This is a genomic window from Stenotrophomonas sp. S41 (assembly GCF_016624625.1).
Taxonomy (GTDB): Bacteria; Pseudomonadota; Gammaproteobacteria; order Xanthomonadales; family Xanthomonadaceae; genus Stenotrophomonas.
Genome location: NZ_JACVTV010000137.1, coordinates 1 through 10,331 on the forward strand (window position 1 = coordinate 1; position 10,331 = coordinate 10,331).

A 10,331-nucleotide genomic window follows, 5' to 3' on the forward strand; every position below is an offset into this window, starting at 1 on the left:
TGCCGCTCTTGCTTCGGCTTCTGCAGGTGCAGGGCTGCAAGCCCTGCAAAACACCCTCACTCCACCCAGCCTGCAATCTCACCGTGCTCGAACGGTCCCAGCTTCGCCTTCACCATCCGCCCCTGCGCATCGAACAGCACGCTGTACGGCAGCAGCCCCTGCGCATTGCCCAGCTGCACGCTGGCATCGCGCGGGCCCGGGGTGTCGAGCACGATCGGGTAATCCACCGGCACCCGCTGCAGGAAATCCGCCACGCCCTCTGGCGTATCCAGTGCCAGGCCCAGCACCTGCACGCCACGCTCGCCCTGCGCTTCGGCAAAGCGGGCCAGCTCGGGCATCTCCTCGATGCAGGGCCCACACCAGCTGGCCCACACGTTCACCAGCAGCGGCCGGCCGCTGAATCGCTGGCGGATATCCAGCGGTTGCCCGTCCACACCAGACAGCACCAGCGCCGGCAGGGCATCACCGGCGCGCAGGGCAGGAATCGGGGGTTCCACATCAGCAGGAGGCGTTGAAGCCACCGGCGCAGGCGCCGGGGTCAACCGATGCCCGGCCCACAGGCCGAGGCCGGCGGCCAGCACCGCTGTCCACAGCAGTGCGGGCCGCTGCCAACTCATCGGGCGGTGCGCAGCAGCGCTTCTTCCACCAGGGCCTGGGTCAGCAGGGTCGGCAGCACGGTAGGCGGTGCGCCCGGGCCGTACACCACGTACAGCGGCACGCCCACGGCCTTGTGCTCATCCAGGAACGCGGTGATCTGCGGGTCGACGTTGGTGTAGTCGCCGCGCATGTACACCGCGTTGGTGCGCTTGAGCAGTTCCTTGAACTCCGGGCGCGACAGCACCGCGCGTTCGTTGGCCTTGCAGCTCACGCACCAGTCGGCGGTCATGTTCACGAACACCACGCGGTTGTCCGCGCGCAGCCGGTCCAGCATCTGCGGCGAATAGTCCACCACGTTGTCGCTGGCCGCCTGCGCGGCACGTGCCGGCGGTTGCAGCTGGGTCACGCCCCACACCGGGCCCAGCGCGGCCAAGGCCAGCAGCACGCCCAGCAGGCTGGCGCCGCGCTTGCTGCGCCAGCGGCTGGTTTCGAACAGCCACAGGCCGGCGGTCAGCAGCAGCAGGCCGCCCAGGGCCAGCGCCATGCCGTCCACGCCACGCTGCTTGCCCAGCACCCACAGCAGCCACAGCGCGGCCGCATACATCGGGAAGGCCAGCACGTGCTTCAGGGTTTCCATCCACGGGCCCGGCTTGGGCAGGCGGCGGGCCAGCGCCGGCACGAAGCCGATCAGCAGGAACGGCAAGGCCAGGCCGAGGCCGAGGAACAGGAACACCAGCATCGCCGCGATCGGCGGGGCCACGAAGGCATAGGCCACGGCCGGGCCGAAGAACGGGCCGACGCAGGCGCTGCCGACCACGCAGGCCAGCACGCCGGTGAAGAAATCACCGGCCGGGCCGCTGCGGCGGGCCAGCGACTGGCCGAAGTTGCCGATGCCGCCGCCCATGGTGAACACACCGGACAGACTCAGGCCGACGGCGAACATGATGTAGGCCAGCGCCGCCACCACGCCCGGGTGCTGCAGCTGGAAGCCGATGCCCACCGCATTGCCGAGCATGCGCAGGCCAACCATCAGCGCACCGATCACCGCGAACGCCACCAGCACGCCCAGCGTGTACCACAGGGCATGGCTGCGGGCGCGCTCGGCGCTCTCGCCGCTCTGCGCCAGGCTCAGCACCTTCAGTGAGAGGATCGGCAGCACGCAGGGCATCAGGTTCAGGACCAGGCCACCGCCCAGCGCCAGCAGCAGCACCCACAGCAGCGAGCTGTCGGTCTTGGGCACGCTGCCCGGCGGCTTGGTGCGCTTGGCGTTGTCCTGCTGCGCATCGGCAGCGAAGGCATCGCCTCCCGCGGCGCTGTCACCGGCGGCGTCCGCGGCATCGTTGGGTACGGTCGGCAGCAGGCGGCGCGGCGTGCCGTCGGCGTCTTCGCGCGGGGTGTCGCTGGCGGCGGCCGGTGCAGCGGCGGCGGTGTCAGCGGCGGCAGTCAGCTTGCCGGCGGGAATGGACAGCTTCACCCGGCGGGTCATCGGCGGGTAGCAGATGCCATCGGTCTGGCAGCCCTGGAAGGTCACCACCAAGGTGCTGTCCACGGCCTCGGTGCGGGTGCGGCGCAGCGGCAGCGGCACTTCCACCTGGTTGAAGTACACCGAGACATCACCGAAGTGCTCGTCGCGGTGCGCCTGTGCGGCAGGCCAGCGCGGCTTGTCGGCCAGCACGCCGGTGCTGCCTTCCAGCTTCAGCGAGGTGCGGTCGCGGTACAGGTAGTAGCCCGGCGCCGGGGTAAAGCGCAGCAGCAGGGTATTGCCGTCGCTGGCGATGGCATCGAAGCCGAACGCCTGTTCCGACGGCAGCGGCAGCGCCTGGGTGTTGCTGGCGCCCGGCAGGCGCAGGCCGCCGTTGCTGCCGGCACCGGCCAGCGGGTTGTTGAAGGGGGTGACGCCGGTGACGCGCGCGGTGGGCACCGCGGCCTTGCCGCCCGCGCCGGGCAGGGTCACCTGCACCACGCGCTTCTGCGGCGGGTAGCACACGCCGGCATCGGCGCAGCCCTGGTAGCGCACTTCCAGGCTGATGGTGCCGGCCGCATCGGTCGGTACGCCGGGCAGGGTGGCCTGCAGGCGCTCGCGGTAGGTTTCCACCTCGCCGAAGAAATCGTCGTGGTGCTTGTTGCCGGCCGGCATCTGCAGCGCACCGGCATTGAAGGCCGGGTCGGCCTTGACGCTGGTGCGGTGGCGGTACAGGTAATAGCCGGGGGCGATCTTGAACTGCAGCTGGATCTGGCCACGTTCGGGCGCACTGGCGGTCAGCGCGAACGCCTGGTCGACCGGCAGCAGGTCCTTCTCATCCAGCGCGAAGGCCGGCAGGGCCAGCCACAGCAGGGCGCACAGCGCGGCGCCACGAGCAAACAACTTCATCAATCGGTGTCCTCCCGGGTCTGCGCCCGGATCCAGTCCAGATACGCCGGCAGGCCGGCCCGGGTTTCGACCGCGATGCACTCCGGGAGTTCATACGGATGCAGTTCGACGATGCGGGCGATTGCGTCATCGACGCGAGTCGCCGTGGTCTTCACCAGCAACTGCAGTTCGGCGTCGGTGGTGACGTCGCCCTGCCAGCGGTAGGTCGACTGCGCTCCTTCCAACCGGGTGACGCACGCAGCCAGGCGCTCGCTGACCAGCGCGTGCGCGATGCGCTCGGCACTGGCCCGGTCCGGGCAGGTGGTCAACAGCAGCAGGACGGGATCGACGGTCGACATGACCGCCGAGTATAGGGCCGCCGCCGGGTCAGGACCCGGCGGCGGCGTGGACCGCTGCGTTGCGCGGTCAGTTGGCCAGCTGGCAGGTGGCCGGCTTGGCGGAGGTGAACAGGCCCGGGGTGGCCCATTCCGGGTGGTCGATGAACGGGTTGCGGTTGCCCTGGAACGAGTAGATCACGTCATTTCGCGCACGCTCGGCATCATCCGGCGGATCGGACAGGTGCCAGTCGATCAGGGTCGACAGCAGGCCCATGTAGGCCGGCGAGCTGCTGGTCTTGACGATCTTGCTGCGGTCGTCGGTCAGTTCCAGGTCCGGTTCGGACTGGCCGGTGGCCGCATCCTTGCCGCCCTCATAACGGATGGCCATGTACATCACCGCACGCGCCATGTCGCCCTTGCGCTTGCCCCACACCTCGAAGGTGCCGGTGTTGCCGTCGGGGGTACGCACCCAGTTGGAATTGCCCGGGTAGCCGCCGCTGCCGCCGCCCTGGCCGTTGTTGGCCTCGGTGGCGCGCTCGCCGCAGTTGGCATCGCACTTGCCGAACGGCTTGTTGCCGCGGTCGGCATTCCACTGCGCATCGGTCAGGTACAGCATGTGGGTGTCGGTGTACGGGGCGTACGGCAGGCCCTTGTCGCCGGTGGTGCTGGCAAAGCCCAGCGAGTTCGGCCAGGTGTGCTCGCGGTTGTAGGTCAGGCCGCTGCCCGTGCCCGCACGGCTGCTCACCTTGGTGTAGCTGTGGTTGCGGTAGGCGTCGAGGATCTTGCCGCTGTTGTTCGGATCTTCGTCGGCGATTTCCAGGATGGTCCAGGTGCTGGTGCCCGAGCCGCTGTACGGGTAAGCGGTGTGGCCCTTGATGGTCTCGTGCAGCGAGCAGCGCAGCTGGCTCGGGCTGGAGGTGTTCACCTTGGAGTAGTAGCCCGCCGGGGTGCCCGGGTTGCCGGGATTGCCGGGGTCCGGATTGCCCGGGTCCGGGTTGCCGGTGGTGCTGGCCACGGTGAAGGCGATGCGGCTGTCGGCGGCCGGGCGTGCGCCCTGGCTGTCGGTGATGCGCGAGGCGCGGATGTCGAAGCGGCAGGCCTCACCGGCCACCAGGGCGGTGTTGGTCGACAGCTTCACGGTCTTGCCGCTGGCCGGCCAGGTCAGCGGCACGCTGCCGGAGGTGCCGCAGCTGAGGGCGAAGGCGCCGCTGGCCAGGTTCACCGTCTCGCTGAACACCACTTCCAGATCGGCCGCGGCCGGGAAGGTGCTGCTGCCCTGCGCCGGGGTGGTGGTGGTCACCGACGGCGGGGTGTTCGGGCCGCCCGGGGTGCCGCCACCGCCGTTGAAGGTCTGGTTGTTGTTGCAGCGGCCGAAGGTCTCACCGGCCGACTCGGCCCAGGTGAAGTGGGCGTACTGGCTGCCGCTGCCGGTCAGCTGCAGCGAGGTGCCCGGGGCGGTGCTGTTGGTTTCGGCAACCGGAATGTTCTGGCTGGTCATGCCGGCGGCGGGGCCACCGGAGGCGGTGATGGCGCCCTCGTAGCTGAGGAACTGGACCACCTTGCCGCTGGCGTCGACCAGGGCGATGCCGTCGTTGGGGCCGTTCTGCAGGCCGTTGGTCGGGTAGGTGACCACGGCGATCGTCGCGCTGCCGCAGCCGGCGGCGCTGCCAGCCGGCACCGGCTTGTTGTCATAGACCACGGCGGCCGAGGCGTTGGCGCCGTTGTACAGGTACAGGCGGTAGCCGGACAGGTCCTCGCCGGCGGTGGCGACCACTTCGATGGCTTCGCCGACGTCACCGGCCGGGGTGCTGTCGTCGTAGTGCAGTTCGTTGATGAAGACCTCGGCCTGGGCCGGCGCGGCGACCAGCGCCAGCAGGCAGGCGGCGGCGAGCGGGGACAGCAATCGCATCGACTACTCCTTGTGATTGGGAACGCCGGGCGAGCCTAAGGCCGAACGCGTGACACTTTGCCGTAACTGAACGTCAGATATCTGACACTGCGACGTGGGTCACCAAAAATACGGGAACCTGTCGGCCCGACCGTCTGTCCCCCGCCGCAGCGCACCGTGGAAAAATTTTCCGTGGCGGGGCTTGAAAGGCCCGGGGGCAGCTCCATCTCTGTCCTGCTCCCGACCTGTCGGGCTTTTTCACGCGCAATGCTGGCAGTCACCTGGGGTGAGTGCTAACATCGCCAGACTTTTTTAGACCAATCAATAACTTAAGAGGTCTCACATGAGCATCAAGCCGCTGCACGACCGCGTTGTGGTCAAGCCGATCGAAGCCGACGAAATCTCCGCCGGTGGCATCGTCATTCCGGATTCGGCCAAGGAAAAGTCGACCAAGGGTGAAGTCGTCGCCGTCGGCCCGGGCAAGGCCCTGGACAACGGCACCGTGCGCGCTCCGTCGCTGAAGGTCGGCGACAAGGTCATCTACGGCCAGTACGCCGGCAGCTCGTACAAGAGCGAAGGCGTCGAGTACAAGGTCCTGCGCGAAGACGACGTGCTCGCCATCATCGGCTGAGCCTCGGCGCGACCTGCTTTCCTGTAAGACATCCCTTTTCGTCGCCGGGCCCGGCCCGGCGCAAACATCGAGGTAATCGCAATGGCTGCCAAGGATATTCGTTTCGGTGAAGACGCCCGTTCGCGCATGGTGCGCGGCGTCAACGTTCTCGCCAATGCCGTCAAGGCCACCCTGGGCCCGAAGGGCCGCAACGTCGTGCTGGAAAAGAGCTTCGGCGCTCCGACCATCACCAAGGACGGCGTCTCCGTCGCCAAGGAAATCGAACTGGCTGACAAGTTCGAGAACATGGGCGCGCAGATGGTGAAGGAAGTTGCTTCCCGCACCAACGACGACGCTGGCGACGGCACCACCACCGCCACCGTGCTGGCCCAGGCCCTGATCCGCGAAGGCGCCAAGGCTGTGGCCGCCGGCATGAACCCGATGGACCTGAAGCGTGGTATCGACAAGGCCGTCGTGGCCGCCGTTGCCGAGCTGAAGAACATCTCCAAGCCGACCGCCGACGACAAGGCGATTGCCCAGGTCGGTACCATCTCGGCCAACTCGGACGAGTCGATCGGCCAGATCATCGCTGACGCGATGAAGGAAGTCGGCAAGGAAGGCGTGATCACCGTTGAAGAAGGCTCGGGCCTGGACAACGAGCTGGACGTGGTCAAGGGCATGCAGTTCGACCGCGGCTACCTGTCCCCGTACTTCATCAACAACCAGCAGTCGCAGACCGCTGACCTGGATGACCCGTTCATCCTGCTGCACGACAAGAAGATCTCCAACGTCCGTGACCTGCTGCCGGTGCTGGAAGGCGTCGCCAAGGCCGGCAAGCCGCTGCTGATCGTTGCCGAAGAAGTCGAAGGCGAAGCGCTGGCGACCCTGGTCGTCAACACCATCCGTGGCATCGTCAAGGTCGTGGCCGTCAAGGCTCCGGGCTTCGGCGACCGTCGCAAGGCAATGCTGGAAGACATGGCCGTGCTGACCGGCGGCACCGTGATCTCCGAAGAAGTTGGCCTGTCGCTGGAAAAGGCCACCATCAAGGACCTCGGCCGCGCCAAGAAGGTGCAGGTTTCCAAGGAAAACACCACCATCATCGATGGCGTGGGTGACAAGGCTGCCGTCGACGCACGCGTCGGCCAGATCAAGACCCAGATCCAGGACACCTCCTCGGATTACGACCGCGAGAAGCTGCAGGAACGCGTGGCCAAGCTGGCCGGCGGCGTTGCCGTGATCAAGGTCGGCGCTTCGACCGAAATCGAAATGAAGGAAAAGAAGGATCGCGTCGACGACGCCCTGCACGCTACCCGTGCAGCCGTTGAAGAAGGCGTGGTCCCGGGCGGCGGCGTTGCCCTGGTCCGTGCGGTCACCTCGCTGGCTGGCCTGAAGGGCGCCAACGAAGACCAGAACCACGGCATCCAGATCGCCCTGCGTGCGATGGAAGCCCCGCTGCGCGAAATCGTGGCCAACGCCGGTGAAGAACCGTCGGTCATCATCAACAAGGTCAAGGAAGGCACTGGCAGCTTCGGCTACAACGCCGCTACCGGCGAGTTCGGCGACATGCTGCAGTTCGGCATCCTGGACCCGACCAAGGTGACCCGTTCGGCGCTGCAGAACGCTGCCTCGATCGCTGGCCTGATGATCACCACCGAAGCCATGGTTGCCGAAGCTCCGAAGAAGGACGAGCCGGCCATGGGCGGCGCGGGTGGCATGGGCGGCATGGGTGGCATGGGCGGCATGGACTTCTAAGTCCACGCGTTCCCGACGTAATGAAAAACCCCGCCGGAAGGCGGGGTTTTTTTGTGGGTCTGGATCGCGATGCCCTCGGGTAGATCCACGCCATGCGTGGATAAACCGTGCGGCATTAACCGCGCAACGCGCGCCGATCCAGCCAGACCTTGGCGATGAAGAAGGTGGGCACACCGCCATACAGCACGCCCTTCACCCAGGGCAGCCCCAACTGGTAGGCAATCAACCCGCCTGCGGCCATGCCGACCAGGCCGATGGCGGCCGCCCTGCGCTGGCGCTGCAGCTGCAGCATCTCCTCCTGCTGGCGCGCGGCGATCTGGTCACGCCGGTGGTCGGGCTGCATCACGGCGCTGGCAATGGCATCGGCTTGTGAAGGGGTCATGCGGGGTCCAGAGAGACGGGTGTCTGGTTCTTATACTGCGCCGCCCGCCAAGGTCGCGTAAACCCCGTGCCGCCTCGGTCCGGCGGCCAGTAGATCCACGCCATGCGTGGATGAAGCACTTGGAATCCGCCTATCTTCAAAATATGATTAGCCGCCTAATCACATCGGTGGCCGAAATGCTGGAAGCAAAACACACCGCCCTCATCGACGAAGCCGGCCGTCGCGGCCACGCCAACCTGGCGCAGTTACGTCTCTGTTTTCAGCTACTTTCCCTGTCTACCGCCATCGACCGCGACTGCGCCACACGCCTCGCACCGCATGGCCTCAGCGAAGGCCGCTTCATCGTGCTGTTCCTGCTGCATGGCGCCGGCGGCACGCTGCCACCGCACGAACTGGCCGAGCGCGCAGGCGTCACCCGCGCCACCATCAGTGGCCTGCTGGATGGCCTGCAGCGCGAGGGCCTGCTGCAGCGCAAGCACGATGCCGACGACGGTCGCCGCCTGCAGATCGTGCTGACAGCACGCGGCAGACGCCTGGCCGAGGAACTGTTCAACCAGCACACGCAGTGGATCGGTGGACTGTTCAACGCCCTGGACGCCAGTGAACAGGCGCAGCTCTCACATCTGCTGACCAAAGTCTGGCAGCACACCGACAGCGGTCGGGACGCGACGCCGTGAGTCAGGCCATCAGCGCGGCGCGGCAGCACGAACTCGACACCGGTCTGGTCGCCAGCACGCATCTGGCCGAGTGCCTTGCGGTGGACTTCGCAACGTTGCTGCAGACGGCTGCGGCGCTGCCAGACGCCGCCGTGCAGCGCATGCGCGATGCCGCCAACAAGGGCATCACCCAGCGCATGGCCCTGGCGGCAACACTGCTGCGCGAAGCGGGGCAGGGCGATGTCACCCACTGGCAGTCGCATCCCTCCGACACCGTGCGCGGTTGGGCCTGTTACCTCATCGGCAGTGATGCCACGTTGGGGCTCAGCGAAAAGCTGCAGGCGATACAGCCACTGGCTGACGACCAACACTTCGGCGTGCGCGAATGGGCCTGGCTGGCGGTACGAGGCGACCTCGTAGCCGCGCCGCTGCAGGCGCTGACGCTGCTGCTGCCGTGGGTGGATGAAGCCTCGCCCTACCTGCACCGCTTCGCCTGTGAAGCACTGCGTCCACGCGGCGTCTGGGCCACACACATTTCACTATTCAAGGAACAACCGCAGCACGCACTTCGGCTGCTGGAAGCACAGGCCAACGACCCCGAGCGCTACGTGCAGGACTCGGTGGGCAACTGGCTCAACGATGCCAGCAAGACGCAACCGGAGTGGGTGCGCGACCTCTGCGCGCGCTGGCAACGCGAACACAGCAGCGCAGCAAACGCGTACATCCGCAAGCGCGCCCAACGCTCCCTCAGCACGCCGTAGAGTCGAGCTTGCTCGACTGCCGTAGATCGCGCGCGAAGGGCAGTCGAGCAAGCTCGACTCTACCCGGCAAACCACCACCCCAAGGAAGGCCCCAATGCCCCACATCCTCATCGAGCACTACACCGCCACTACCGCCTGGGCAGCACTCCCGCCCGAACAGCCCAACGCCTTCTTCGCCCGTATCGGCGCCGGCATGCAGCAGTTCGACGCGGCGCGCATCACGCCGCTGGCCATGGGCCGCATCGCGCGTGATGTACCGCATGGCAGCGCCGAACAGTTCTACGCCGTCTGGCAGTGCGCCAGCCGCGCCGACGCCGATGCACTGGTCGCCGGCATCAGCGCCACAGGCTGGCATGAGTACTTCACCACCACCAACACGGTAGGTGCCGTGGACGCCATGCCGCAGCACCTGCACGATCTGGCGACCCACGCACCGCAATAGATCCACGCCATGCGTGGATGAAACCTCCCACGCACCCAGGTAGCGCCGGGCCATGCCCGGCGGCTCCCCAGTAGACCGGTGGACCCTTGAGTCCCCACGCACCGCGCGCCATGGAACGCGGACGATATGCCAGCCGCCGCCGCAACATGCGGCGCCGGCTGGCAAACGTCTCTTCTGTTGCACGGGCTTCCAGAGCCGGTCGCCCTTTTTCGGTGGCAATCCATTTAGTGTAGATGCCTGCGAAGAACGTCGAGTGCGACCGCGGCATTCGTAACGCACGGCGAAATATTGCACACGCGTTGAAATGAAAAAGCCGGGAGTCTGCGCCAGGCTTCCTGCAATTAAACTTTGCTTGCGATGAATCGCGAGGCGTCAGTCGTTACACTTCGCTGTAATCGAGACTTCGCGGCAAGCCCCGTTCCTCGGTTCCGCTTAGAAGGTTGTCAAGCCTGCTCGACCGGCCCAACTTCTCCATAAGGGGGTTGGCAATTGCCGTAACAACCTCCTCCTCCGGGCAGCCAGCCTCCAATGCCGCCGCCGCCGCCACCACCCCAC

The 10,331-nt window shown here is 66.9% G+C and carries 10 protein-coding genes; 5 read left to right on the forward strand and 5 right to left on the reverse strand.

The window, feature by feature from the left end:
• Window positions 1-56: 56 nt before the first annotated feature.
• The 4 genes from IAE56_RS19205 to IAE56_RS19220 all read right to left on the reverse strand — a co-directional run bounded on the left by IAE56_RS19205 (window position 57) and on the right by IAE56_RS19220 (window position 5,194).
• Entirely contained in the window at window positions 57-617 is a 561-nt protein-coding gene (locus IAE56_RS19205) for a TlpA disulfide reductase family protein (RefSeq protein WP_200753628.1), read from the reverse strand.
• The gene (locus IAE56_RS19210; RefSeq protein ID WP_200753629.1) at window positions 614-2,971 is read right to left on the reverse strand and encodes a protein-disulfide reductase DsbD domain-containing protein; all 2,358 of its coding nucleotides are present in this window, start codon (window positions 2,969-2,971) and stop codon (window positions 614-616) included. The genes IAE56_RS19205 and IAE56_RS19210 overlap by 4 nt, the downstream gene beginning before the upstream one ends.
• Window positions 2,968-3,306: a divalent-cation tolerance protein CutA gene (cutA, locus tag IAE56_RS19215; protein WP_200753630.1), complete on the reverse strand. Its 339-nt coding sequence runs from the start codon at window positions 3,304-3,306 to the stop codon at window positions 2,968-2,970. Before cutA ends, IAE56_RS19210 begins: the two co-directional genes overlap by 4 nt.
• A 67-nt stretch (window positions 3,307-3,373) precedes the next feature.
• Complete coding sequence (locus tag IAE56_RS19220; protein ID WP_200753631.1) at window positions 3,374-5,194, reverse strand: endonuclease; 1,821 nt, start codon at window positions 5,192-5,194, stop codon at window positions 3,374-3,376.
• A gap of 322 nt (window positions 5,195-5,516) precedes the next feature.
• On the opposite strand from IAE56_RS19220, the gene IAE56_RS19225 reads away from it, so the two are divergent.
• Together IAE56_RS19225 and groL are read left to right on the forward strand one after the other, a co-directional pair.
• Window positions 5,517-5,804, forward strand: a complete 288-nt coding sequence (locus IAE56_RS19225; protein ID WP_079223700.1) for a co-chaperone GroES — start codon at window positions 5,517-5,519, stop codon at window positions 5,802-5,804.
• Window positions 5,805-5,885: 81 nt separating this feature from the next.
• Window positions 5,886-7,535, forward strand: coding sequence for a chaperonin GroEL (gene groL, locus IAE56_RS19230; RefSeq protein ID WP_006473018.1), 1,650 nt, complete (start codon window positions 5,886-5,888; stop codon window positions 7,533-7,535).
• Between the two features lie 115 nt (window positions 7,536-7,650).
• On the opposite strand, the gene IAE56_RS19235 is transcribed toward groL, so the two are convergent.
• The gene (locus IAE56_RS19235; protein ID WP_200753632.1) at window positions 7,651-7,917 is read right to left on the reverse strand and encodes a hypothetical protein; all 267 of its coding nucleotides are present in this window, start codon (window positions 7,915-7,917) and stop codon (window positions 7,651-7,653) included.
• Window positions 7,918-8,093: 176 nt separating this feature from the next.
• Between IAE56_RS19235 and IAE56_RS19240 the strand changes: the two genes are divergently transcribed.
• The 3 genes from IAE56_RS19240 to IAE56_RS19250 all read left to right on the forward strand — a co-directional run bounded on the left by IAE56_RS19240 (window position 8,094) and on the right by IAE56_RS19250 (window position 9,776).
• A complete protein-coding gene (locus IAE56_RS19240) occupies window positions 8,094-8,594 on the forward strand; it encodes a MarR family transcriptional regulator (protein WP_200753635.1) in 501 nt (166 codons plus the stop codon).
• Window positions 8,591-9,334 carry a DNA alkylation repair protein gene (locus IAE56_RS19245; protein ID WP_200753633.1) on the forward strand — a complete coding sequence of 248 codons (744 nt, stop codon included), beginning with the start codon at window positions 8,591-8,593 and terminating at the stop codon, window positions 9,332-9,334. Before IAE56_RS19240 ends, IAE56_RS19245 begins: the two co-directional genes overlap by 4 nt.
• Before the next feature lie 94 nt (window positions 9,335-9,428).
• Window positions 9,429-9,776, forward strand: a complete 348-nt coding sequence (locus IAE56_RS19250) for a DUF6616 family protein (RefSeq protein WP_200753634.1) — start codon at window positions 9,429-9,431, stop codon at window positions 9,774-9,776.
• The last annotated feature ends 555 nt before the right edge of the window (window positions 9,777-10,331 follow it).

Coding starts and splice junctions, on each gene's coding strand:
- IAE56_RS19205 (WP_200753628.1), bottom strand. CDS start 617: ATGAGTTGGCAGCGGCCCGCACTGCTGTGGACAGCGGTGCTGGCCGCC.
- cutA (WP_200753630.1), bottom strand. CDS start 3,306: ATGTCGACCGTCGATCCCGTCCTGCTGCTGTTGACCACCTGCCCGGAC.
- IAE56_RS19220 (WP_200753631.1), bottom strand. CDS start 5,194: ATGCGATTGCTGTCCCCGCTCGCCGCCGCCTGCCTGCTGGCGCTGGTC.
- IAE56_RS19225 (WP_079223700.1), top strand. CDS start 5,517: ATGAGCATCAAGCCGCTGCACGACCGCGTTGTGGTCAAGCCGATCGAA.
- groL (WP_006473018.1), top strand. CDS start 5,886: ATGGCTGCCAAGGATATTCGTTTCGGTGAAGACGCCCGTTCGCGCATG.
- IAE56_RS19235 (WP_200753632.1), bottom strand. CDS start 7,917: ATGACCCCTTCACAAGCCGATGCCATTGCCAGCGCCGTGATGCAGCCC.
- IAE56_RS19240 (WP_200753635.1), top strand. CDS start 8,094: ATGCTGGAAGCAAAACACACCGCCCTCATCGACGAAGCCGGCCGTCGC.
- IAE56_RS19250 (WP_200753634.1), top strand. CDS start 9,429: ATGCCCCACATCCTCATCGAGCACTACACCGCCACTACCGCCTGGGCA.